This is a genomic window from Ruegeria sp. AI2, from assembly GCF_056541275.1.
In genome coordinates this window covers 15,974-39,265 of the sequence record NZ_JBQFYB010000008.1, presented here as the reverse complement: position 1 = coordinate 39,265, position 23,292 = coordinate 15,974, and the positions used below count along the sequence as shown (strand labels likewise).

Annotated in this window: 20 protein-coding genes and 1 pseudogene; 9 read left to right on the top strand and 12 right to left on the bottom strand. The window is 58.6% G+C overall.

Annotation, left to right across the window (positions count from 1 at the left end):
- Positions 1–93: 93 nt before the first annotated feature.
- From ACR0LL_RS14250 to ACR0LL_RS14220, 7 genes and pseudogenes are all read right to left on the bottom strand, one after another.
- Positions 94–972, bottom strand: a pseudogene (locus tag ACR0LL_RS14250) (NAD(P)-dependent oxidoreductase); the annotation flags it as partial.
- Between the two features lie 95 nt (positions 973–1,067).
- Entirely contained in the window at positions 1,068–1,457 is a 390-nt protein-coding gene (cueR, locus tag ACR0LL_RS14245) for a Cu(I)-responsive transcriptional regulator (protein WP_480557736.1), read from the bottom strand.
- Positions 1,454–3,922, bottom strand: a complete 2,469-nt coding sequence (locus tag ACR0LL_RS14240; RefSeq protein ID WP_480587841.1) for a heavy metal translocating P-type ATPase — start codon at positions 3,920–3,922, stop codon at positions 1,454–1,456. Before ACR0LL_RS14240 ends, cueR begins: the two co-directional genes overlap by 4 nt.
- A gap of 79 nt (positions 3,923–4,001) precedes the next feature.
- Positions 4,002–4,766: an SDR family NAD(P)-dependent oxidoreductase gene (locus tag ACR0LL_RS14235; RefSeq protein ID WP_480587838.1), complete on the bottom strand. Its 765-nt coding sequence runs from the start codon at positions 4,764–4,766 to the stop codon at positions 4,002–4,004.
- Entirely contained in the window at positions 4,763–5,755 is a 993-nt protein-coding gene (locus ACR0LL_RS14230; RefSeq protein ID WP_480587836.1) for an SDR family oxidoreductase, read from the bottom strand. Before ACR0LL_RS14230 ends, ACR0LL_RS14235 begins: the two co-directional genes overlap by 4 nt.
- The gene (locus tag ACR0LL_RS14225; protein WP_480587833.1) at positions 5,692–6,594 is read right to left on the bottom strand and encodes a bile acid:sodium symporter family protein; all 903 of its coding nucleotides are present in this window, start codon (positions 6,592–6,594) and stop codon (positions 5,692–5,694) included. The genes ACR0LL_RS14230 and ACR0LL_RS14225 overlap by 64 nt, the downstream gene beginning before the upstream one ends.
- A complete protein-coding gene (locus ACR0LL_RS14220) occupies positions 6,591–7,907 on the bottom strand; it encodes a flavin-containing monooxygenase (protein WP_480587830.1) in 1,317 nt (438 codons plus the stop codon). Before ACR0LL_RS14220 ends, ACR0LL_RS14225 begins: the two co-directional genes overlap by 4 nt.
- Before the next feature lie 65 nt (positions 7,908–7,972).
- On the opposite strand from ACR0LL_RS14220, the gene ACR0LL_RS14215 reads away from it, so the two are divergent.
- Positions 7,973–8,635: a TetR/AcrR family transcriptional regulator gene (locus ACR0LL_RS14215; protein ID WP_480587827.1), complete on the top strand. Its 663-nt coding sequence runs from the start codon at positions 7,973–7,975 to the stop codon at positions 8,633–8,635.
- A gap of 220 nt (positions 8,636–8,855) precedes the next feature.
- Here ACR0LL_RS14215 and ACR0LL_RS14210 read toward each other — a convergent pair whose 3' ends face one another.
- Both ACR0LL_RS14210 and ACR0LL_RS14205 read right to left on the bottom strand, forming a co-directional pair.
- The gene (locus ACR0LL_RS14210; protein WP_480587823.1) at positions 8,856–9,476 is read right to left on the bottom strand and encodes a pyridoxamine 5'-phosphate oxidase family protein; all 621 of its coding nucleotides are present in this window, start codon (positions 9,474–9,476) and stop codon (positions 8,856–8,858) included.
- 11 nt (positions 9,477–9,487) lie between these two features.
- On the bottom strand, positions 9,488–9,952 hold the full coding sequence (locus ACR0LL_RS14205; RefSeq protein ID WP_480587820.1) for a nuclear transport factor 2 family protein: 465 nt from the start codon (positions 9,950–9,952) through the stop codon (positions 9,488–9,490).
- A 303-nt stretch (positions 9,953–10,255) separates the two neighbouring features.
- On the opposite strand from ACR0LL_RS14205, the gene ACR0LL_RS14200 reads away from it, so the two are divergent.
- The 3 genes from ACR0LL_RS14200 (at position 10,256) to ACR0LL_RS14190 (ending at position 13,567) form a co-directional block, all read left to right on the top strand.
- The gene (locus ACR0LL_RS14200; protein WP_480587817.1) at positions 10,256–10,819 is read left to right on the top strand and encodes a TetR/AcrR family transcriptional regulator; all 564 of its coding nucleotides are present in this window, start codon (positions 10,256–10,258) and stop codon (positions 10,817–10,819) included.
- A gap of 142 nt (positions 10,820–10,961) precedes the next feature.
- Entirely contained in the window at positions 10,962–12,119 is a 1,158-nt protein-coding gene (locus tag ACR0LL_RS14195; RefSeq protein WP_480587814.1) for an acyl-CoA dehydrogenase family protein, read from the top strand.
- Positions 12,120–12,295: 176 nt separating this feature from the next.
- Entirely contained in the window at positions 12,296–13,567 is a 1,272-nt protein-coding gene (locus ACR0LL_RS14190; protein WP_480587811.1) for an NAD(P)/FAD-dependent oxidoreductase, read from the top strand.
- Between the two features lie 3 nt (positions 13,568–13,570).
- On the opposite strand, the gene ACR0LL_RS14185 is transcribed toward ACR0LL_RS14190, so the two are convergent.
- Together ACR0LL_RS14185 and ACR0LL_RS14180 are read right to left on the bottom strand one after the other, a co-directional pair.
- The gene (locus tag ACR0LL_RS14185; protein WP_480482134.1) at positions 13,571–14,272 is read right to left on the bottom strand and encodes an SDR family oxidoreductase; all 702 of its coding nucleotides are present in this window, start codon (positions 14,270–14,272) and stop codon (positions 13,571–13,573) included.
- A gap of 131 nt (positions 14,273–14,403) precedes the next feature.
- The gene (locus ACR0LL_RS14180; protein ID WP_480587808.1) at positions 14,404–15,306 is read right to left on the bottom strand and encodes a LysR family transcriptional regulator; all 903 of its coding nucleotides are present in this window, start codon (positions 15,304–15,306) and stop codon (positions 14,404–14,406) included.
- 75 nt (positions 15,307–15,381) lie between these two features.
- Between ACR0LL_RS14180 and ACR0LL_RS14175 the strand changes: the two genes are divergently transcribed.
- From ACR0LL_RS14175 to ACR0LL_RS14155, 5 genes are all read left to right on the top strand, one after another.
- Positions 15,382–18,594 carry a reductive dehalogenase gene (locus ACR0LL_RS14175; RefSeq protein ID WP_480587805.1) on the top strand — a complete coding sequence of 1,071 codons (3,213 nt, stop codon included), beginning with the start codon at positions 15,382–15,384 and terminating at the stop codon, positions 18,592–18,594.
- Between the two features lie 125 nt (positions 18,595–18,719).
- Positions 18,720–19,586 (top strand): FAD binding domain-containing protein, encoded by an 867-nt coding sequence (locus ACR0LL_RS14170; protein ID WP_480587802.1) that lies wholly within the window; start codon positions 18,720–18,722, stop codon positions 19,584–19,586.
- Positions 19,583–20,062 carry a (2Fe-2S)-binding protein gene (locus ACR0LL_RS14165; RefSeq protein ID WP_209597982.1) on the top strand — a complete coding sequence of 160 codons (480 nt, stop codon included), beginning with the start codon at positions 19,583–19,585 and terminating at the stop codon, positions 20,060–20,062. Before ACR0LL_RS14170 ends, ACR0LL_RS14165 begins: the two co-directional genes overlap by 4 nt.
- Positions 20,062–22,317 (top strand): xanthine dehydrogenase family protein molybdopterin-binding subunit, encoded by a 2,256-nt coding sequence (locus ACR0LL_RS14160; protein WP_480587799.1) that lies wholly within the window; start codon positions 20,062–20,064, stop codon positions 22,315–22,317. Before ACR0LL_RS14165 ends, ACR0LL_RS14160 begins: the two co-directional genes overlap by 1 nt.
- Positions 22,310–22,555 (top strand): MoaD/ThiS family protein, encoded by a 246-nt coding sequence (locus ACR0LL_RS14155; protein ID WP_170346142.1) that lies wholly within the window; start codon positions 22,310–22,312, stop codon positions 22,553–22,555. Before ACR0LL_RS14160 ends, ACR0LL_RS14155 begins: the two co-directional genes overlap by 8 nt.
- On the opposite strand, the gene ACR0LL_RS14150 is transcribed toward ACR0LL_RS14155, so the two are convergent.
- Entirely contained in the window at positions 22,552–23,256 is a 705-nt protein-coding gene (locus tag ACR0LL_RS14150; RefSeq protein ID WP_480587796.1) for a lysophospholipid acyltransferase family protein, read from the bottom strand. The two genes, ACR0LL_RS14155 and ACR0LL_RS14150, sit on opposite strands and share 4 nt — an antisense overlap.
- Positions 23,257–23,292: the final 36 nt, after the last annotated feature.

Sequence of the window (23,292 nt, the reverse complement as noted above, 5' to 3'; positions counted from 1 at the left end):
CGCTCATCCGGGATCCTCTTCATCTGGCCGAAAATATCCTCGGGGGTGAATTGGCCCAAAGGGACAAGAGGGGGCAGACAGCCCCCCGACCCCTTAATCCAAGGCACGCAAACGTTTGAACAGCGATGACGTGTCCCATCGCCCGCCGCCCAGTTTCTGCACGTCCTTGTAGAACTGATCGACCAGAGCGGTCACCGGCAGAGACGCACCGGTTTCATTGGCCGTATCCAGACAAATCCCCAGATCCTTGCGCATCCAGTCCACAGCAAAGCCATGTTCGAACTGATCATTCAGCATGGTTTCATACCGGTTTGACATCTGCCAGCTGCCAGCCGCACCCTGGCTGATCACCTCAACAACGGCCTTCCCGTCCAGGCCCGCTTTTTCGGCAAAGTGCAAGGCTTCGCTGAGACCCTGAACCAGACCGGCAATCGCGATCTGGTTGCACATCTTGGTCATCTGGCCCGCGCCGCTGGCTCCGAGTCGACGGCAGATTTTGGAATAGACATTCATCACCGGCTCAGCCGCATCATAAGCTGCCTGATCACCGCCACACATTATCGAGAGAACGCCGTTTTCAGCACCTGCCTGACCACCCGAAACAGGGGCGTCTACAAAAGCGATACCCTGAGATTGGCCAGCAGCGTAGAGCTCGCGTGTGACCTTTGCTGAAACTGTCGTGTGGTCGACAAAAATGGCCCCGTCGGACATGCCCTGAAACGCGCCATCCTCTCCGGTGCAAACCGCGCGAAGGTCGTCGTCATTGCCGACGCAGGCCATGACAAACTCAGCACCCTTGACGGCGTCTTTCGGAGTGGCGGCCGTCGCGCCGCCATGCTGCGCGACCCAGGCTTCGGCCTTGGTGGTCGTACGGTTGTAAACGGTGACGTCATGGCCTGCGGCTTGCAGATGTCCGGCCATGGGATAGCCCATGACACCAAGGCCAAGGAACGCGACTTTTGCCATTTTGTGATCCTCTCCGCTGTTCGGTCGGCTTTAGCGAAACAGGCCTGACCGAAATCTCTGGCGAAGACAAATCAAAGCTGCGCCCAAAGGGCAACCCCAAGTCAGCCTTTCCCGCCCAGATCTCGCAGGATTGGGCAATCGGGCCGGTCGTCCCCAGCGCAGGCCTCGATCAGATGGCTCAGCGTATCGCGCATGGCGTTCAGGTCAGCGATCTTGGTTTCGATCTGAACAAGATGATCGCGTGCAACCTGTTTAACGTCGGCACTGGCACGGGTTTCATCTTCGTAGAGTGCCAGCAGGGTCCGGCAATCCTCGATGGTGAACCCAAGCGCCCGGGCGCGGCCCAGAAAGTTCAGCTTGTGCACGTCCTGGTCGCGAAACCGGCGGTAGCCATTGTCGTCGCGCATTGGTTTGATCAGGTTGATGTCCTCATAATACCGGATCGTCTTGGCGGGCAGGCCGGTGCGCGTGGAAACATCTCCGATATTCATGCGCGCACCTCTTTGGTGGCCGTACCTGAGGCTTCCGGCACGCTAGCGCGAATACGGCGCAGGCGCAGCGCATTCGAGACCACAAAAACGCTCGACAGTGCCATTGCACCAGCTGCCAGCGCTGGGGACAGCAGATAGCCGCCAAACGGGTACAGCGCACCGGCAGCCACCGGTATCAGAAGGACATTGTATCCGAAGGCCCAGCCCAAATTCTGGCGAATATTCCTCATTGTCCGGCGGCTGATCTCGGTCGCATTCGCGACGCCCCGCAAATCACCGGACATGAGGACAACGTCGGCTGTTTCGATGGCCACATCCGTGCCGGTTCCGATGGCGATGCCGATATCAGCCGCCGCCAGAGCGGGGGCGTCGTTGATCCCGTCACCGACAAAGGCCAGCACTCCGAACCGGTCCCGTAAGGCCGTGATTGCGTCTACCTTGCCATCAGGCAGTACCTCGGCAGTGACATGATCAATCCCCAGCCGGTCGGCCAGAGCCCGCGCCGTGCGTGCGTTGTCACCCGTGATCATGGCCACGGTCAAACCCATCTGGTGCAACCGTTCCAGCGCTTCCACTGTGCCGGGCTTGATCGGGTCGGAAACGGACAAAGTGGCCGCTGCCTGCCCATCCAGAGCGACGAACAGAGGGGTTGCCCCCTGTGCGGCACGGGCTTCTGCCTCATCCGCTAGGGCTCCAAGGGTGATCCCACGCTGCTGCATCAACCGGTGCGACCCGATCAACACGTCGCGGCCTTCAACCAACCCTTGCAGGCCAAGCCCGGTAAGCGAACGGACATCCGATACCTCTGGCAGTGTCGCGGGCCCCGCGCGGGTGATGGCGGATGCGATAGGGTGTTCCGACCGTGCCTCAAGGGCTGCAGTCAGCCGCAGAACCTCCTCCCGGTCAAATCCTTTCGCCGTTGTCACGCTGTCCAGTTCGGGGCGCCCCAGCGTCAGGGTTCCGGTCTTGTCCAACGCAATGACGCGCGCCTGCTGAAGCTGTTGCAACGCATCCCCCTTGCGGAACAAAACCCCGAGTTCTGCCGCACGCCCGGTGCCCACCATGATCGAGGTTGGGGTCGCCAACCCCATAGCGCAGGGGCAGGCGATGATCAGAACTGAAACACCTGCGACAAGCGCCAGGGGAAGGGCCGGGCTGGGGCCGAAGATCAGCCAGAGCGCGACAGTGATCACCGCAACAGCGATGACCGCAGGAACAAAGCGATAGGTGATCCGATCCACCAACCCCTGGATCGGCAGCTTCGCGCCCTGCGCCTGCTGCACCATACGAATGATCTGTGCCAGAGCCGTGTCGCCGCCGACGCGGGTAGCGCTTACCCGTAAAGCGCCGGTGCCATTCACGGTGCCGCCGACAACAGGCGCGCCTGCCGACTTGCCAACAGGCACTGGTTCGCCCGTGATCATGCTTTCATCGACGTAAGAGGTGCCTTCAAGCACTTCGGCATCCACCGGTACACGCTCGCCGGGGCGGATGTGCAGGATATCTCCGACAACAATTTCGGCGATTGGCCGGTCCTGTATCTGTCCATCCAGTTCGACCCGCGCGGTTTTTGGTTGCAAACCCACCAGTTTTCGGATCGCAGCACCTGTTTTGCCTTTGGCACGCGCCTCCATCAACCGGCCGAGAAGGATCAGAACCACGATCACCGCGGCCGCTTCGAAATAGACATTGGCGGTACCTTGCGGCAGCAGGCCGGGCGCGAATGTGGCCGTGACCGAATACAGATAAGCCGCGCCGGTCCCAAGCGCTACCAACGCGTTCATGTCCGGCGTGCCCTGCAACAGCGACGGGATACCTTTGCGGTAAAACACACGGCCCGGTCCGATAAGCAAAGCCGAGGTCAGGGCAAATTGAATCAAATGGCTCGTCTGCGTTCCAATGGTCGCCTGTATCCAATGGTGGAAGGCGGGGATCATGTGCCCGCCCATCTCAAGAATGAATACGGGCAGGGCTAGTGCCGCTGCCAGTATTGTGGAACGGACCAGCCGCTGAATTTCATCGTCTTCCCGGCTTTCTGGTTCCGCAACGCCTTGGATACGCGCGGGGTATCCAATTCCGGTAACAACCTGAGCCAGCGCCTCGGGCGTAGTTGCAGCTGTGGCGTAAGTCACCGTAGCTGTCCGAGTTGCCAGATTGACCTGCGCTTCGATCACGCCAGCGGTGGAAGCCAACGCGCGCTCGATCTTGCCAACGCAGGATGCGCAGTTCATGCCCTCGATGCTCAGATCTGAATGGCTTGTTTCAGCCGGATAGCCAGCTGCATCCAGCGCCGCTGTCAGGGCCGAAACCGGCCCGTCAAATGCCACCTGCGCCGTTTTGGTCGCGAAATTGACCGAGGCCGCATCAACACCAGACACATCACGCAGTGCAGCCTCGACACGGCCCACACAGGATGCGCATCCCATGCCGGTGATTTTCAGTTCTGTCAGTGCTTTTTGCGCCATGCGACTCATCCCACGTGGTTGTCTGCCCTCCAGATGGGGGTTCCAGTGACAGGAAGGTCAAGGGGGTCACGGCAAAATTCTACGATCCCGGCCCGCGCATGTTGTGCTCCATTAAGCACTGATACAGGCGTGGGGACAGACGGTTGAGCCACCACGATAGGTGTGCAACGCGTCCGACCGGGATCATGGGCTGCGATTTGTCCAGTCCGCGCAGGATTGCCATGGCAGCACTCTCGGGGCTCATTTCGTCCATTCCGTCCTTGGCCGATCCGGGGCGCGCGGTTCCATCGGGTTGCTCCATTGCGTTGCCGGGGTTGGTGGCCACAAAAGACGGCGCTGCAATCTGAACCTGAACGCCATGTGGCTTTTCTTCGGATCGAAGCGATTTGAAAAAACCCTCAAGCGCGTGTTTTGAGGCTGCATAAGCCGTGCGATGGCAGAGCGGAGCGAAACCAGCCACCGACGAGATCGCCAGATGTGTTCCCTTTGACGCGCGGAGAGGCTGCAAGAATACGCGGGCCATTTCAACGGCTGCAAAATAGTTGATATCAAACAGTGCACGGTGACTGGCCGTGTCAGACCGGTCAAACCCCCGAATTTGCGTAACCCCGGCGTTGTAGATGACCAGATCAATGCTGCCGCTTGACGTGATCGCCCTTTGAGCTGCGTTGGCAAGCTGTTCGGGGTCAGTCAGATCACAGGCAATTGGCAGTTGGTTCTGTTCTGTTTGCAGGCCGGACACATCAAGATCCAACAGCACCACCCGCCACCCACGGGCTTGCAATGCACGGCTTAAAGCCAGTCCCAAACCGCCCGCACCGCCAGAGATGACCGCGGTCTTCATAATCCGGCCTGCCGTTGCCAGAGCGCAAAAACCTCGGCGCTGGACTTTTCGGGCACATAGCCGAATTCAGATTTCAGGGCAGAATTATCCAGAACTGGCCGATATTGAAGGAACCTTACCTGTTCCGGCCCATAGCGAGATAATCCCAGTGGGCGCGCCACGACCAAGGCCGCTTTCAGCACCCATGCGGGCAGACGCAGAACCGGTTTTCCCATGGCGCGCGCCAAGTCGTTCACACCCATCGTGCCGTCACCGGCGACGTTGTAAATCCCGGCTGGCCCGTCGGTTGCTGCGCGCTGAAGGATGCGTACCAGGTCCCGGGTCCAGATAAAGACAAACGGGCTTTCGCTGCCGGACACCGCCAGCAACCGGGGCTTTCGAAACAGGGCGGTGATCTGGTTCTCGGTTCCAGCCCCCAGAACCGTACCCACACGCAGAACAACCTGCTCAAGATCGGGGGCGGTTCTGCGGGCTTCGGCCAAAATCTCTTCGACCTGACGCTTGTGATCTGAATAAGGAAACTCGGGGTTGCCGCGCAATGGATCGCCTTCGCGCAACGGCACAGGATTGTCTGAATGATAGCCATAAGCGGCACCGGAAGACGTAACGACCAATCTGCGCACCCCGTTTGCGATGGCGGCATTCACCACATTTCGCGTGCCTTCGACATCGACAGCATAGGCTGCGGCGCGCCCCATCTTTGGCGGCGGCGTCACGACTGAAGCCAAATGCACAATCACATCCGGATTCACCTTGGCAATCACACGTGCAGGAGCGTCGGTTGTAACATCCATGGACAAAAATGAGGCGTCTTCCGGCAGGTTAACCGGGCGTTTCAGATCGGTTGCAAAGACCTCGTGCCCAACAAGTTCGGGCAACAGCGCTTGCCCGACCATCCCGGCAGCGCCGGTAATCAGGATGCGGGTCATCGCGCGGCCTCGGTTCGTGCCATGAACGAAGCCAAAGCCAGGCCCGAGATAGCGTGCCATACTCCCCAGAATGCAGCGACTACGGCCATGCCGCCAAGACCGTTGAAGAACGCAAAGATCAGGACGAGCCCAAGTCCGGAGTTTTGAATGCCGGTCTCAATGGTGATGGCGCGGCGATCGAAGGGGGACAGCCCGGTCAGAGTGGCCACAACCCAACCCCCCCCCAGCGCCAGGGCATTGTGAAGGATTACAAGCCCGGCAACAGCCCAGGCAAACCCAAGGAAAAACCCCCAGTTGGCAGCCAGAGCAAGTACGATAAACCCAGCAAAGATACCCATCGACAGAAGTTGCAGCGGTGCGCGCAACCGTGCCGTCAAGGCGGGGAGGCGTTGATTCAGCGTAATTCCCAAAACCAGCGGCAGGATCAGCATCAAACCGACCAGGATTGCGATCAGCATTGGGTCGATCTGGGTCTGTTGCAGGATTGCGCGGGTCGGAGGGTAAAGCCCACCCCAAAGCGCAATATTGAAAGGTGTCATGAAGATCGCACAGATGGTGGCGAAGGCTGTCATCGACACCGAAAGCGCTGCATTCCCGCCCGCGCGGTGGGTGATGAAGTTCGAGATATTGCCCCCTGGGCAGGCCGCGACAAGGATCAGGCCAAGCGCAATTGACGGTTGCGGTGCTGCAATCCACACCATCACAAAGGTCAGCGCAGGTAGGACGACGAGTTGTGAAAACAATCCGACAACCACTGGTTTGGGTGCGCGCCTTAAACGGTCAAAATCCCGAGGCGTAAGGTCGATGGCAATCGAGAACATCACGATTGCCAGAATAGCATTCAACAGCGTCAGAGACGCCGGACTGAAATTCAGTGTGATCTGGTCAATACCACTCACGCGGCGGCCTTCCGCAGCCGGTCGATCCAGCCGGTGACAGCCTTTCTGTAGGTATTCTTGTCCACGTAATAGGCCATGCGGGGCAGGTCGATGTAGTTCATGCCTCCGGTGGCGCGCGCATAACCTTTTTGCTTTTCTGCGTGCAGATCGGCCGCCACGTGGCAGCCGTGTCGAAGCCCCTTGATGTAGCGCGCCACCATCTCGGCCTGCTCGTGCCTGCCCTGCCAGCCCAGGCCCGTGGCTTCGACCATGCCCAGCACGAACAGATCGTCCCGTTCGGGATGTATCGTGTTCAGATACAGATGCGGGGCGTCGCCCTGCCAGTTCAGCAGGCCTTTGTCGATGAACGGGTAATGCAGTTTGTATCCGGTCGCGGCGAGGATCATGTCATAGTCGTCGCAGGAGCCGTCCTTGAAATGCACGGTGTGACCTTCCAGCCGTTTAATATCCGGGCGGATGCTCAGATCGCCATGGCCTGCGTGATACAGAACCAGCGAATTCACCACGGGGTGGCTTTCGTACAGCTTGTAATCCGGTTTGGGAAAGCCGTATTTCTGCGGATCACCGACAAACCAGCCAAGGATCAGGCTGTCGACCTTACGCTTTAGCCACATCGGCAGACGGATCTTTCCGCCCATTGTGTCAGCGGGTTTGCCAAAGACGTATTTCGGGACGAAATAATACCCGCGCCGCATCGACAGATCGCAGCGTTTCGCGTGGTGGATGGCGTCGACTGCGATGTCACAGCCGGAGTTGCCTGCGCCCACGACCAGCACACGCTTGCCGTCGAATTGGCTTGGGTACCGATATTGCGAGGCATGGACCAACTCGCCGTCAAATGTACCCGGAAAGCTGGGTACATTCGGTTCCGACAGGGTGCCGTTCGCAATGAGTACGCCGGCGAATTCGGCCCGATGGGCGCCATCCTGATCCCGCCAGCACACGCGCCAACCGTCACCCGGATTGCCCAGCGGAGCGACCTGAGTGACTTCCGCATTGAATTTGTAACCCTCTCGCAACCCGAAACGGTCCGCAAATGCGCGGAAATAGTCGCGCATCGCCCGGTGCGAGGGGTACTCGGCAACCGCGTCATCCATGGGGAAATCCGCAAATTCGGTCATACGCTTGGATGAGATCAGGTGCGCCGACTCGTACATGGTTGATCGTGGGGCATCGATGTCCCATAGACCGCCCACATCCGAATGCAACTCAAACCCCTGAAATGCGATTCCCTGTTCTTTCAGCACCTTGGCCGCGGCCAAACCCATTGGCCCCGCCCCAATCAGGGCGAATGTGTCGCGCGTTTCTGTCATGAACCCTCCCAAAGTTCGTGAGGTTTAAATTGAACGAACGACCAAAATAAGGCAAGATGAATTTCATGGCGCTGAAAAACGTAGAAAAACCAAGACAAAGGGCACCGTCCAAGCGGTCTTTGAAAACCAAAGCGCGGATCATGGATGCGGCCGAAACAGTCTTTGCCGAACGCGGATTCGAAGGCGCGTCGATCCGCGATATCGCTGCGCTTGCAGGCGTTCAGGTTGGCCTTGTTCATCACCATGGTGGCGGCAAGGAGGAGCTGTTTTTTCGAGCGATCGAACGCCGTGCGGGCAAGCTGGCACAAATCAGAACCGATGCGCTGGCCAAGGCAAGAAAAGCAGGCCCGCTAACATTGCGCAGCATTCTGGACAGTTTTATCCGGCCTTATGTGGAACTGGCAGAAACAGGCGGTTCGGGATGGATGGCGTATGGGCGCCTTGTGGCGCATGTCTCGGTCGATCCCCGCTGGCGCGATATCGCGGCTGAGTGTTTCGACCCGACCGCCCGGCATTTTATCGACGAAATCGCTGCGCTTTATCCGGATGTTGACCCTGCGCTGCTGGCCAGCGGCCAGATCTATTCCGTGTCGGCAATGCTGGCGCATCTCAACAGTGGCTGGCGGGTCGGGGCTTTGTCGCAAGGCGGCGGAGTGTCAGAGGTGGAACGCCTGATCGCTTTTTGTGCAGCCGGTATCGAAGCGATGGTTCAGGCCTGTCGCGGTTGAACGCGCAGCATTGCTATTGCTGCAAATGGTTGAACAGGATGGTGCTGAACACAGAAGGTGGTGATGTCCGGACGGCGCTGGGTGAGACAAAAAAACCAAACATCATGATCATAAGGATCAGGGCTGCTCCGGCAAGGCACGCCGCAGAAAGCTGAAAGACCGAACGAACCATTGGATTATTCCCTGTAAAAACTCAACAAAATTTGCGGTGTCTTGCGCATCACGAGAGCTTTGACAGCTCTTGTCTCAGCCTTTCATTTTCGGCCTGCAACTGGGCCAGTTGCTGGCCTAAACTGTTTAGATGCGGGCGCAGTTCGGCTTCGGTGAAACGCGGCGTGATGTGGCGCGGGCAGTTCCAGTCAAGCGCCTCAACTCGAATGATCGCGGCCCGCTCTGCGGGGGCTTCGGCCCCTTCCGGATACAAGCTGGCTGCCGCTGCTTGACCTTCCGTGAATTCGACACGCCCCAGGATCTTCAAACGGTGTTGATTGGCATAATCCATCAGGATCATCGCGACCCGATCGTTGCCATCCAGATTCCCACGCGAGATATACTGTTTGTTGCCTGAAAAATCGGCATATCCGATAGTTTGCGGACCCAGTACTTTCAGAAACCCGACCGGCCCGCCGCGATACTGCACATAAGGCCAGCCTGTTTCAGACACCGAGGATTGATAAAACCCGTCGCGTGCCTGAATGAACTGTTTTTCGGGTTCGCCGATCAGATGGCCCTGTTGCGGGCCACCTTCAATGAATTTGGCATAGGTTTTTGCCGATCCCATCCGCTCCTGATGGGCGCGGACGGTTGGGGTGAAGGTCAGTTCTGAAAACGCACGCGGCACAGTATGTCCTTTCAAAGACCCAGATCAGACAGCTCGGGATGGTCATCGGGGCGTTCACCCAATGGCCAATGAAACAAGCGGTCCCTTTCGGCTATGGGGTGATCATTCAGTGAGGCATGCCGATGCGACATGCGTCCGTCTTCGGCAAATTCCCAATTCTCGTTGCCATATGACCGGAACCACTGACCGCTATCGTCGTGCCACTCGTAAGCGTAACGCACTGCGATGCGATTACCGGTAAAGGCCCAGAGTTCCTTGATCAGCCGATAGTCCAGCTCCTTGTGCCATTTACGGCTTAGGAAGGCGTGAATTTCGTCATGCCCTGACAGAAATTCCGCCCGGTTTCGCCACTGACTGTCATCTGTGTATGCGGGGGTGACGCGGTCGGGATCGCGGCTGTTCCAGGCATTCTCTGCCATGCGCACTTTTTGCGTGGCAGTTTCCAATGTGAACGGGGGAAGAGGGGGTCGAGACATGGTGCAGGGGGCTTTCAGGTCAGAGAAGCGGCAAGAATGGCCAGTGTCAGAAGAAATGGAACGTACTGAGGGGGGAAAATGCTGGCGCGACGTTTCATCGGTCAAATCCTCTGGTGTACTGATCGGTAAACTTAGCAATAAAGTGTACCGATCTGTTAACTTTTGCAAGAGGAAAAGCTGAAAATTTTCCTCGCAGTTTAAGGTGAGTCATGAATTATAATGAAAACAATGCTTTGGGCGGGGCCGGTTGTACTTCATGTTTCGGGGTAATATGTACAGAGCGGTACACCATGGAGCCGAATCATGCGTCCAAACAAACGGGATGAACTTGTCCGCAAAGCCCTGAAGGTTTTTTACCGCGACGGGTTTCACGCGACCGGCATGGATAAGCTGGTGGCGGAAACGGGCGTGTCGAAAACGTCGATGTACAAACATTTCCGTACTAAAGAAGACCTGATTGTAGCCGCTCTGCGCCTGCGGGATGAGAATTTTCGCGAGTGGTTCTATCAGCGCATTGATGAGATGTCGGATACACCGGCCGAGCAACTCATCGTCAGTTTTGATGCCTTGAAGGAATGGTTCGAGGAAGATGGGTTCCGGGGCTGCATGTTCATCAAGGCCGGGGCTGAATATCAGGAAACAGACCATCCGATCCATGTGCAGGCAGCCGAACATAAACAGCTGTTGCTGGAGCATTTCACGTCCGTCGCCGAACAGGCTGGTGCGCGTGATCCTCAGAAACTCGCCAGCCAGATCGTGTTGTTGCAGGAAGGGGCAATCGTGTCTGCGGTTTTGCTCAAGAATTGTGATCCTGCGGAAGACGCCAGAGATGCGGCACAGCAATTGCTGGCATTGGCGCTGAGTTAATTTCCTTTAAAACAAGCAGGTTCTCAAAGTTACCTAGCAAAGAAACGTTGCGTTGTTCGAAGTCGGAACGCCACGTCACGTGGATTGGCGGGAATCGGGCTGAACGCTAGGCTTTCGCGAAAGACAGATTGGAGAGCCTTTGATGTCACTTTTCACTTCGACCGCGGCATGGATCACTGACGAACACCGCATGTTTGCGGATATGGCTGGCCGATTCATGGATGATGAACTGTCACCGAATATTGAAACCTGGGTTGAAAACGGGGCCGTTGATCGCGACTTCTGGCGCAAGGCTGGTGAAACCGGCCTGATGGCTGGTGCAATCCCCGAAGAATATGGCGGCGTCGGCGGCGGTATGGGCTTTGACGCAATCACCGCGTACGAACAGGGCGCACGGGGCGACGCTGGCTGGGGCTATGGTATTCAGTCGATCGTGACCCATTATCTTATCGCCTATGGCAGCGAAGATCAGAAACGGAAATGGCTGCCCAAACTGGCTTCGGGTGAGATGGTCGGCGCACTTGCCATGACGGAACCCAGCACCGGCTCGGATGTTCAGGCTGTGCGCACAACGGCCGAGAAGGACGGAAACTCCTACCGGCTGAATGGCTCGAAAATCTTCATCACGAATGGCCAGACGGCGGATCTGATCATCGTGGCCGCCAAGACTGACAAGTCCGAGGGCGCGCGGGGTGTGTCATTGATCGTGGTCGAAACCGAAGGGGCCGAGAGGTTTCGCAGGGGGCGCAACCTCAAGAAACTGGGGATGAAGGGCAACGACACGGCCGAGCTGTTCTTCGAAGATGTCAAAGTGCCGATGACAAACCTGTTGGGCCCCGAGGAAGGGCAGGGGTTTTACCAGCTGATGAAGCAACTGCCGTGGGAACGGCTGAACATCGCGATCATGGCGCTGGGTTCGATCGATTTTGCCATTGCCGAAACGGTAAAGTACGTGCAGGAGCGCAAAGCGTTCGGTCAGCGGGTGATGGATTTCCAGAACACGCGTTTCAAGCTTGCAGAATGCAAGACCAAGGCCGAGGTGCTGCGCAGTTTCGTCAATGACTGTATCGGCAAGCTCGAGGCAGGCGAACTGGACGCGGCAACCGCCTCGATGGCCAAATACTGGGGCTCGGAGGTGCAGAACGAAATCATGCACGAATGCCTGCAGCTGTTCGGCGGTTACGGTTTTATGATGGAGTATCCGATTGCCCGCCTCTACGCAGACGCGCGCGTGCAGATGATTTACGGCGGCACGAACGAGGTCATGAAAGAGGTGATTGCAAGGTCGCTCGACGTCTGAAGGTATCCAGGCAGCCTCTTGCCGGATGTCATCATTCCTGACGGAATGTTCGCTTCTGTTGGACCTCGCAGGCCCGTGCTTGCGGGGTTTTTTCGTTGCTGACCCGACCGCAGTTGCCCACTTGCAAAGGACGTGCAGCGGTATGATGATCCGCCGAAAAGACTCAGAGGTCTGACGTGAACGATCCCGAACAAGCCCTGTGGCGGACTACATGTACCGAAGCAGTCACAGCTCTGCCGCTGAACAGTGACACAACCGTTGATCTGGCCATCATAGGTGGCGGATATACCGGGTGTTCAGCTGCCTTGACGGCAGCCCGTTCCGGCGCTTCGGTCTGTTTGCTGGAAGCGCAGAAGATCGGATTTGGCGGGTCGGGGCGCAATGTCGGTCTGGTCAATGCCGGGCTGTGGTTGCCACCGGATGACATCCGCGCGCATATCGGTGCAGAGGCTGGCGATCGCCTGATCGATCTGCTGGGCAAAGCACCATCAGACGTTTTTTCCCTGATTGACGAACACGGCATCACATGCGAACCCCTTCGCAATGGAACCCTGCATTGCGCGCATTCCGCCTCGGGGCTGAAGAACCTGCAAACGCGCCACGCGCAGCTAAGCGGGTCCGGCGCGCCGGTAGATCTGCTGTCGGCGGATCAGGCCCGTGACCGGACCGGCAGCGATGCTTTCCATGGGGCGTTGTTCGATCCTCGCGCAGGAACCATACAACCCTTGGCTTATGTCATGGGATTGGCGCGTGCCGCGTCTCAGGCCGGGGCGCAGATCCATGAACAAAGCCCGGTGCAGACCCTTCGGCACGAAGGTGGGCAATGGGTTTTGACGACACCGGGCGGGAACGTGAGGGCGAGGTCCGTCATTCAGGCAACCAACGCCTATCACCTTGGCTTGCCAGATACTGCGCCCGCCTATGTTCCCGTTTATTATTTTCAATACGCAACGACCCCGCTGTCGCATAATCTGCGCGCCAGCATCCTGCCGCAGGCAGAAGGGTGTTGGGATACCGGGCTGATCATGACGTCGTTCCGGCTGGATCAGGCGGGGCGGATGATCATTGGCGGCATGGGCGATCTGGGGAATGCAGGTCGCAGTGTGCATGTCAGCTGGGTCCGACGCAAACTGGCCAACCTTTATCCTCAGCTTGCAGATCAGCCGTTTGAACAGGGTTGGCACGGGCGGATTGCCATGACCTCGGACCATATCCCGAAAATCACGCAGATTGGCCCCAACGCTCTGGCCGCGCACGGATATTCCGGCCGTGGTATCGGCCCCGGCACGGTGTTCGGTCGAATGATGGCCGAAAGTCTTCTTGCAGGTGACCCCTCGCTTTTGCCCGTTCCTGCGGTGCGTGAGCATCGCGAAAGCTGGACGCGCGTGCGCCGCGCCTTTTTTGAATCCGGTGCGGCACTGACGCATCTGATAAAGGCGCGGTTCTGAAATTCAGACCGAGCGGGTGATGCCACCATCAACCCGGATATTCTGCCCGGTGATGTAGCCACCTCCTTCGGATGCCAGCAGGGCCACGACCGAAGCGACCTCGTCATAACTGCGCCCATAGCGCCCCATGGGAATGCGTGCGCGGAATTCTTCTTTTTCGGGCAGGCTGTCGATGAAACCGGGCAGGATGTTGTTCATGCGGATGTTTTCGGCAGCGTATTTGTCCGAGAACAGTTTGGTGAAGGCGGCCAGCCCGGCGCGAAACACGCCCGAGGTCGGGAAAACCGGGTCAGGTTCGAACGCGGCGAAGGTTGAGATATTGATGATCGATCCACCGCCCTGCGCTTGCATGATCGGCGTCACAAGCCGCGAAGGGCGGACGGCATTCATGAAATAGACATCCATACCGGTGTGCCAATCTTCGTCCGTCAACTCAAGGATCGGGGCACGGGGGCCGTGACCAGCGGAATTGACCAGAACGTCAATACGCCCCCAATGGGCCATGGCCGCATCAACAAGCTTTTGCAGATCCTCCGTGGACTGGTTCGAGCCGGTTACACCGACGCCTCCCAACTCATGCGCCAGCGCTTCGCCTTTGCCCGAGGATGACAGAATCCCGACCTTGAAACCGTCCGCGGCCAGCCGCCTCGCGGAATCCGCGCCCATGCCGCTGCCGCCTGCTGTGATAAGTGCTACTTTCTCCATCTGAGATCTCCGTTTTGATTTGGTTTCAGGATGGCGAATGAATTGCGGTTTGACCAATCAGTTTTGTTGAGTACTCGTGACCGTGTCCCGCAGCCGAACCTGGCCTTTGTTATGCGCAGCTGACGGCTGTCTCAGGTCTGAAGGGACGCTGCGATGGCTTCTATCCGGCCGCGTAACCAGCGGTGGGCGGGGTCATTGGCCGATCTTTGATGCCAGACCATATAGATGGACACAGGGGGACAGGCGAAGGGTAAAGGTGCGCAATCCAGCGCGGCCAACGGACCCTGTTTCATCAGTGCCGTATCTGTCGAGATCAGGTCGCTGCCCTGCACAAAGGCCGGGATCGCGTTGAAATGCGGCAGGGTCACAACCGCAGGATTGATCTGGCTTTGATCAACGCCGCGCATGACGGCACGGGCGTTTCGGCCATCGGCAAACCGCACTTCGACATGGTCGCTGTTGCAATAGTCCTGCCAGTTGCCCGGTGGTCGGCGTTGCGCTGCGTCGTAGAACACCATCATCGGGCTTTCGATCAGTCTTTTCTGGAAAATATCCGGTCCGTCGGGCGGCAGCGGGGTCAGCATCAACTGGCACCGGTCGCTGCGCAACAATTCGGGGTCGGGCACGCCCGAGGGGATGAATTCCAACCGCAGGCGCGCGCCTTCGGCGCGTGTGTCACGCAGCAACCGTGGAAAGATCAGCTCTCGTGGCATGTCATTGGTGGCGATGCGGATGTTGATCTGTTCCGACAAAGGATCGAACGGCCGGCCGTCGGTCAGCGTGCGCATCCCGTCCAGTACCTTTTGCGCAGGCTCTTTCAGGGACAGGGCGCGTTCGGTTGGCGTCAGACCCTGACCTGAGCGAACAAACAGCGGGTCGCCCAGGACCTGCCGCAGTTTGGCCAGAGTATGACTGATCGCAGATTGCGTAACCCCCAGCCGATCTGCGGCTTTCGAGACCGAGTTTTCCTCGAGTATCGTCAAAAAAGTGCGTAGAACCTTGCCGTCGAGGTCAATGAAATCGAATTTGCTCATACCATTTATGATTAATCATGAATGGTTTTGCTGTCCATGGCGGGGTACGGGACGGGCATCAACAGGAGATATTCGATGGGGATCCGTTTATTCTCGGACAGAAACCGGCCCGTTCATATGGGCGGCTACCCGCTGGAGCGTTTGGCCCGGCAAGATGACATGCCGGATCTGTCGCTTGTGCCCGCTTTGGCCGAGCTGAATTTCCACCGACCGGAACACCCTGACAGCATCGTCAATGCGATGGGTGAGTTTCAGGCGATGATGGACGCCATCCGCGACGGAATGGTGAACCCGGTTGCGTCCGAGATTCCATCGGACCCGCAGGAACGGGCCAACCACATAAAAGCGTTCGGCTACTTCAACGATGCGTCGATGATGGGGTGCGGTCCACTGCCATCTGACGCCCTGTTGCTTGAGGCCCGCCGCAATCCCGATATTGACCGGCTTGCCCACGCGTTGCGCACCCGTCAGACCAAAACGCTGGCATCCGGGATCGACGTCATCATGGCTGATCTGAAAGACAGTATGGAGGCCGCGCCCAAGCCGATCGACAGCCATCGGCACAGCATTGTCTTTCTTTATGAACACAACCGCGATCCCGACCCGTCCGAACCCGGCGCTGATTGGATAGTCGACGCGCAGGACCATCGCGCCTGTCTGCTGGCGACCGAGAATGCGGTGGTCATTGCCAATTACATTCGCCTTTTGGGCTTTGACGCACGGGCGCACAGCATGATGTCGACCGACGTTGATTTGGGCAAGCTGGCGGTCGCCGCCGGGTTGGCTTCGGTCGAGGATGGAGAGGTTGTCGTGCCCTGGCTGGGCAAGCGCTTTAGTTTGGCCGCTGTGACGACTGACATGCCGATCGCCCATGACAAACCGCTGAAGCCTATGGCCGATCAGCCCTGGTTCCGGACGCAGGGGCCGGCATGGTGGTTGGGAACGGGCTTTGCCAAGAACGCCCTCAACCGTGACCCATATGCCAAACGGCGCTATGTGGACGGGGCACATCCGTTTGAGAAACTCAAACGGGTCGAGACACCAACGACCTTTATTGACGACGAGAATGTCGCTCGTGTGCCCAAGCGTGCAGATATGTTTGCCCGGGCGCAGTTCGGAGATATGGGCAAGTCGCTACAGGATGCGGCCAAAGGCGGGTATTATGTCCGCAAGGCAGCGCCGAGTTTTGCCCAACGCCGTGCTTTGGGTGCGTTTGTACTGTTGCAGGACGGTGAAAGCGCTGACGCGCCCAAGCCGTCTGACGCACAACGCAACGCAGCAAACATCAAGGCTGCGACCTATTTTCTGGGGGTCGATGCGGTGGGTCTCAGCCGCTGCCCGGAATGGGCCTGGTATTCCCATGACGCGACGGGCGAAGAAATCGTGCCGCCCCATGATCAGGCCGTCAGCATGATTATCGATCAGGGTTATGAAACGATGGAGGGTGCCAGCGGCGACGACTGGATCAGCGTCGCCCAATCGATGCGCGCCTATCTGCGATTTTCCCTGCTGGGTGGCGTGATTGCACAGCAGATCCGCAATCTTGGCTACAAGGCCAAGGCGCATACGGTGATGGATGGCGAAGTTCTGCAACCTCCGCTTTTGTTGCTGTCCGGTCTGGGCGAAGTCAGCCGGATCGGCGAAGTGATCCTGAACCCCTATCTTGGGCCGCGACTGAAATCAGGCGTGGTGACCACGGATATGCCGATCGTGCATGACAGGCCCATCGATTTCGGTCTGCAAAGCTTTTGCGAGTCTTGCAACAAATGCGCGCGCGAATGCCCATCGGGCGCGATCACGGCTGGGCCAAAGCTGATGTTCAACGGCTATGAAATCTGGAAATCCGACAGCCAGAAATGCGCGACCTACCGCGTGACCACTCTGGGAGGCGCGATGTGCGGGCGGTGCATGAAGACCTGCCCCTGGAACCTTGAGGGTATCTTCAAGGAGCGCCCGTTCCGCTGGGCCGCGATGAACATCCCCTCGGCGGCGCCTGCATTGGCCAAGCTGGATGATGCGGTTGGCAATGGCGGTTTGAACGACACCAAGAAATGGTGGTGGGATATCGAGTTGCAGCCCGACGGGGCGTATCGGCCAACAACACACCCTTTGAACCGGCGCGATCTGCAAAAGGATCTGTACCTTAGATACGAAGATCAGACATTGGCGGTCTACCCGGCCTATCTGGCCCCGCACCCCTGGCCCTATCCGTTTGCAATGGATCGCGAGGCAGGAATTGCCGCCTATGAGGCCTTGGTGACAGCCGAAGAGTACAAGGCGCGTAAAGCTGCGGGGGATATGTCGATCATTCATCGTTATCAGGTCGCAGGTGACGCGCCGGTGATGCGGGTCGCTGTGACCAAGGTCGACAAGATGACCTCGGATGTCACCAAGTATGAGTTTTCCTCCCTAGACGGTGCGCCGCTTCCTGAATGGTCCGCAGGTGCGCATCTGGATGTGCTTGTCGCGCCAGAGTTCCTGCGCCAATACTCCATGTCTGGCGACCCGTCGGAACGGGGGTCTTATCAGATCGGTGTTCTGCGCGAGGATGAAGGGCGGGGTGGCTCGGCCTTGCTGCACCGAATTTTCAACGAAGGGCGCAAGGTTTTCATCTCGAAACCCATCAACCATTTCGAACTGAACGAAGGGGCGTCCAAAACCTTTTTGATGGGGGGAGGTATCGGAATCACTCCGATGATCGCATTTGCTCATCGCCTGCACGCAACGGGCATGGATTTCGAGTTGCACTACTCGGCCAGCACGCGGGGCGGTGCGGGGTATCTGGATGATCTGGCGGGGATGCCCTGGGCGAACCGCGTTCACTACCATTTCTCGGATGAAGGCACGCGCGCTGATCTGGATGCGATCCTGTCGGGGTATCAGCAGGGATGGCACGTCTATACATGCGGGCCTGATCGGTACATGGAAGGGGTCATGCAGGCCGCGGAACATCAGGGTTTCCCCGAAGAGGCCCGACATCTTGAATATTTCTCGGTCCCGGAAACCCCGGACAACGAAAACCACCCATTTACCCTGAAACTCGCGCGTTCAGGTAAAACGTTGCCTGTGCCCGCAGACAAGGATGCCGCTCAGGTTCTGAACGAGGCGGGTTTTCGCGTGGATGTGAAATGCGCCGATGGTATCTGTGGTGTGTGCAAATGCGGTGTCCTTTCGGGCGAGGTCGAGCATCGGGATTTCGTACTGTCCAAAAAGCAGCGCCAAGGGGCGATGATTCTGTGCCAAAGCCGCGCTGCGGAGCCGGATGGTGTGATCGAGCTCGATCTGTAAGCATGGTCAGAAAGCGACCTTTGGACGGTTAAATTTGGTCGCTCGGCCCATGGACGTCAGGTGGGTGGTGAATTAACGTCGCCCCGAACCCAGATATCCCTGACCAACAGGTGCGAGGTAGCATTATGGATTATCACAGCCCCGCCAGCTTTGCCGAGGCTTCGGCTCTGGCCGCAAATGCGACGGGCATCACGCGCTTTCTGGCGGGCGGCACCGACGTTTTGGTGCAGCTGCGCTCGGAGTTGGTGACGCCCGATACGCTGATCGACATCAAGAAAATCAACGGTGTACACGACATTACCCGTAATGCTGATGGAAGCTGGACATTGGGAATTGCCGCAACCGGTGCCGAAATGAGCGAGCATCCCGAGTTGGGTCGTGACTGGCCCGGTGTGGTCGAGGCGATGGACCTGATCGGATCAACCCAGGTGCAGGGGCGCGCAACACCGACCGGTAACCTGTGTAACGGCTCACCTGCGGCTGATTCCGTGCCCGCCATGGTCGCAGCTGGTGTGACTGTTACCGTGACCGGCCCGGACGGCACTCGCGAAGTCGCGGTCGAGGATATTCCGACCGGCCCCGGTAAAACCTCGCTGGCCAAAGGCGAGCTGATCTCGGCGGTCAATATCCCGGCACGTGGCGAAAACGGCGGCGATGCCTATCTGCGGTTCATCCCCCGCACCGAAATGGACATCGCTGTGGTTGGCGTTGGTGTGAACCTGCGTCTTGACGGCGACACCATCACTGAGGCCCGTGTATCACTGGGCGCCGTGGCCCCGACCGTTCTGCTGGTCGAAGACTGTGCCAAGGCCATTATCGGGAGCGCGCTGGATGATGCGGCCCTGGGTGCGCTGGCCGCCGCCGCCTCTGCCGCTTGTAACCCGATTGACGACAAGCGCGGCACGATCGCGTTCCGTACCGAGGTCGCAGGCGTTCTGGCAAAGCGCGCTGCAAAAATTGCCTATGCCCGCGCGAAGGGAGAAAACGCATGAAAAAGCTCCACGTAACCACCACCGTGAATGGCGATGCGGTCGAATACCTGTGTGATCCGCGTGAAACTCTGCTGGATTGTCTGCGCGACAAGCTGAACCTGACAGGCGCGAAAGAGGGCTGTGGCACCGGCGATTGCGGCGCGTGCTCGGTCACCGTTGATGGCCGTCTGGTCTGTTCATGTCTGATGCTGGGTGTCGAGGCTGAAGGTAAGCAGATCGAAACCGTCGAAGGCATCGCCGACGGTGATATTCTGCACCCGCTGCAAAAGAAGATGATCGAATACGCCGCCCTGCAATGCGGCATCTGCACGCCGGGCATTCTGGTGGCGGCCAAGTCGTTGCTGGAGAAAAACCCGAACCCGACCGAGGAAGAGACGCGGTATTGGCTGGCAGGCAACCTCTGCCGTTGTACTGGATATGACAAGATCATTCGCGCCGTGATGGATACGGCGGCTGAGATGCGGGAGGCGTCGTAATGGCTCTGGACGATCGTAAACCAGACTTCACTTTTGTCGGCACCCGCCCCAACCGTCCCGACGGTCTGGACAAGGTGACCGGCCGCGCCAAATTCGGAGCGGATGCCTACGCCCCGGGAATGCTGCATGGCGCGATCCTGCGCTCACCTCATGCGCATGCGCGGATCGTGAAGATCGACGCGTCGAAAGCCGAGGCGCACAAGGATGTCAAAGCTGTTGTGACGCGCGCCGACTTTGCTGAAGTGCCGTTCAAGCCCGGTCTGGAAGGTGAATTCTACAACGTTCTGGAAAACGTTATGGCCGGTGAGAAAGCGCTATATGACGGGCACGCGGTTGCAGCGGTCGCTGCGACTTCGGCATTGGCGGCGCGTGACGCGCTCAAGCTGATCGAGGTCGAGTACGAAGTTCTGCCCCACGTCACCGATGTGGATAAGGCGATGGCACCGGATGCGCCTGTGATCCGCGAAGGGGCAGCGGATTATTCCGTGCCGGAAGGAATGCACCCGAATGTTGTCCGCTATCATGAAAGTGGTCACGGCGATGTCGAGGCCGGATTTGCCGAAGCGGATCTGGTCATTGAAGACAGTTTCGTCACCGAAGCGACGCATCAGGGTTATATCGAACCACACGCCTGTCTGGCCATATTGGGTAATGACGGCAAGGGTGAGTTATGGTGCACGACACAAGGGCATTGGATTGCGCAGAAAACCTGTGCCGCGCTTCTGGGAATTGAAACTTCGCAGTTGCGCGTCACTGCGTCTGAGATTGGCGGAGGGTTTGGCGGTAAGACAACCGTTTTCATCGAACCCGTCGCACTAGCGCTCAGCCGTAAGGCTAATCGCCCGGTCAAGCTTGTGATGACCCGGTCCGAGGTGTTCCGGGCCACTGGTCCGACTTCGTCTGCCTCGATGGACGTCAAGATCGGCATGAAGAAAGACGGCACGATCTCGGCGGCCCAGGGTGTTTTCCGCTTGCAGGGCGGGGCCTTTCCCGGTGCGCCGGGCGACATGACAGCCATGTGTGCCTTTGCGCCGTACAACCTGACCAACGTCAAGCAGATCGGCTATGACGTTATGTCCAACCGCCCAAAGCAGGCAGCGTATCGCGCGCCGGGTGCACCAATGGGTGCCTTTGCGGTCGAGTCGGTGATCGATGAGTTGTGCAACAAGCTGGGACTCGACCCCGTTGAGGTACGTCTGAAGAACGCCGCGCATGAGGGCACGAAAGCCAGCTATGGACCTACCTACGAGCGCATCGGTCTTGTCGAAACGTTGGAAGCAGCCAAGGCACATCCTCATTATTCGGCTCCGCTGAAGCCGGGGCAGGGGCGCGGTATTTCCTGTGGCTTCTGGTTTAACCATGGTGGCGAGACCAGCGTTTCGCTTGCCTTGTCCGAGGATGGCTCGGCTCAGGTGATGGTCGGAACGCCTGATATCGGTGGCTCGCGCGCGTCAATGGCCCTGATGGCGGCCGAGGTTCTGGGCATTCCGTATGAAAACATCCGGGTGACCATCGCCGATACGGCCACGCTGGGCTACAATGACGTAAGCCATGGCTCTCGCGTGACCTACGCGTCAGGGCTGGCGACGATCAAAGCTGCGAGACATGCGGTTGAGAAACTGTGCGAACGGGCCGCGGCCAAATGGGGCATTCCGGTTGATGCGGTGAAATGGGAAAACGGCTGTGCGGTGCCCTCAGGCCCGAATGCAGGTGATTTCGATCCGATGCCGCTGGCCGATATCACCGCTGATATGGGCCGCACCGGTGGTCCGATCTCGGGCCATTTCGAGGCAACCCCCGAAGGTGCCGGCGTGTCTTTTGGCACCCATATCGTCGATGCCGAGGTTGACCCGGAAACCGGTAAGACCAGTGTGACCCGCTACACGGTCATTCAGGACGCGGGCAAGGCGATCCATCCGACCTATGTCGAAGGCCAGTATCAGGGCGGTGCCGCGCAAGGTATCGGCTGGGCCCTGAACGAGGAATATATCTACGGCGAAGACGGTCGCTTGCAGAATTCGATCTTTCTCGACTACCGCATCCCGGTTGCCAGTGACCTGCCGATGATCGACACCGTAATCGTCGAGGTTCCGAATCCGGGCCATCCGTTTGGCGTTCGCGGTGTGGGCGAAACGGGTATCGTGCCGCCACTGGCCGCCATTGCCAACGCTGTGTCCAACGCGGCTGGCGTGCGCATGAAGCGGTTGCCGATGTCGCCGCCACGCATTTTGGCCGCTCTCAAGGACAATGGTTGAGGTTCACCTCTGGTCCGGCCTCCGGTCACTGACCGGGGGCCAGCAGGTGGTTGAGGTCGAGGCCAAAACCACTGGCGAGTTGCTGCGCGCGCTCGTGCGTGCGCATCCGCAGCTTCAGGCGCCAATCGACGCTGGCGTGTCTATCGCTGTCGACGGGCGCGTGATTGCGACCGGGCTGACCGAACCGATTCCCGAAGGCAGTGAAGTCTATCTGATGCAAAGGCTGAGGGGCGGTTAAGCGTCAGGCGACCAAGGTTCGCGCCCGACCAATCGGTCTGCCTCGGCCGTGATATCGTTCATATGCTGCTCAAGGCTCTGGCGCAGGGTTTCGATTTCGTCTTCACTGGCTTTGCGCGGAACTGTTTCTGTCCATTCCCGGCACAGAAACACGCCCTCGTTCCCCCATGGGCGGGGCATTAGAAGATGATCCCATGTTCCCGCTTCGCGCCCATGTTTCGCCGAAAAGGTAATACCAAACACACGTTTGCCTGATGTGCGCGCCCAAACCAGCGGAACCGTTGACAAAACCCGCTCTGGTCCACGGGGTCCGTCCGCCGCTATGCCAATGGATATTCCCTGTTTCATTTTGCCAAGCACTTCGCGTGATAACGCCACGTGGCGCTGATGACTGGACATGGCAATCGTGTCCATTCCGAACAGCTTTTGCACGCGACCCACCATGCTGCCAGCCCGCGCAGACGATGTAATCGAACAGATGCGCCCCTTGTCCAGTGGGAAGAAATAGGGCGACTGCGCCAGCCGTTGATGCCAGAGAACAACGATGACCGGCTCGCCCTGTTCGGCCAACTGGTCCAGCTTTTCATAACCGATGCGCTGCCAGCGTGTGTTGCGGTGTACCAGCCGAATATAGTTTGCAACCCGACGCGCCACCCAGTTTAGCACAGCTTCGCTGTCTACAATCTTCTTTCGGAGGTTCACGCCGGGTTCCTTCTGCTAACCGGTCCTTGTCTTAGC

Bases quoted from the DNA above. Each gene is read 5' to 3' on its own strand.
- cueR (WP_480557736.1), bottom strand. From the start codon at position 1,457: ATGAATATCGGAGATGTTTCCACGCGCACCGGCCTGCCCGCCAAGACG.
- ACR0LL_RS14240 (WP_480587841.1), bottom strand. From the start codon at position 3,922: ATGGCGCAAAAAGCACTGACAGAACTGAAAATCACCGGCATGGGATGC.
- ACR0LL_RS14235 (WP_480587838.1), bottom strand. From the start codon at position 4,766: ATGAAGACCGCGGTCATCTCTGGCGGTGCGGGCGGTTTGGGACTGGCT.
- ACR0LL_RS14230 (WP_480587836.1), bottom strand. From the start codon at position 5,755: ATGGCACGCTATCTCGGGCCTGGCTTTGGCTTCGTTCATGGCACGAAC.
- ACR0LL_RS14220 (WP_480587830.1), bottom strand. From the start codon at position 7,907: ATGACAGAAACGCGCGACACATTCGCCCTGATTGGGGCGGGGCCAATG.
- ACR0LL_RS14215 (WP_480587827.1), top strand. From the start codon at position 7,973: ATGGCGCTGAAAAACGTAGAAAAACCAAGACAAAGGGCACCGTCCAAG.
- ACR0LL_RS14205 (WP_480587820.1), bottom strand. From the start codon at position 9,952: ATGTCTCGACCCCCTCTTCCCCCGTTCACATTGGAAACTGCCACGCAA.
- ACR0LL_RS14200 (WP_480587817.1), top strand. From the start codon at position 10,256: ATGCGTCCAAACAAACGGGATGAACTTGTCCGCAAAGCCCTGAAGGTT.
- ACR0LL_RS14195 (WP_480587814.1), top strand. From the start codon at position 10,962: ATGTCACTTTTCACTTCGACCGCGGCATGGATCACTGACGAACACCGC.
- ACR0LL_RS14185 (WP_480482134.1), bottom strand. From the start codon at position 14,272: ATGGAGAAAGTAGCACTTATCACAGCAGGCGGCAGCGGCATGGGCGCG.
- ACR0LL_RS14180 (WP_480587808.1), bottom strand. From the start codon at position 15,306: ATGAGCAAATTCGATTTCATTGACCTCGACGGCAAGGTTCTACGCACT.
- ACR0LL_RS14175 (WP_480587805.1), top strand. From the start codon at position 15,382: ATGGGGATCCGTTTATTCTCGGACAGAAACCGGCCCGTTCATATGGGC.
- ACR0LL_RS14170 (WP_480587802.1), top strand. From the start codon at position 18,720: ATGGATTATCACAGCCCCGCCAGCTTTGCCGAGGCTTCGGCTCTGGCC.
- ACR0LL_RS14165 (WP_209597982.1), top strand. From the start codon at position 19,583: ATGAAAAAGCTCCACGTAACCACCACCGTGAATGGCGATGCGGTCGAA.
- ACR0LL_RS14160 (WP_480587799.1), top strand. From the start codon at position 20,062: ATGGCTCTGGACGATCGTAAACCAGACTTCACTTTTGTCGGCACCCGC.
- ACR0LL_RS14155 (WP_170346142.1), top strand. From the start codon at position 22,310: ATGGTTGAGGTTCACCTCTGGTCCGGCCTCCGGTCACTGACCGGGGGC.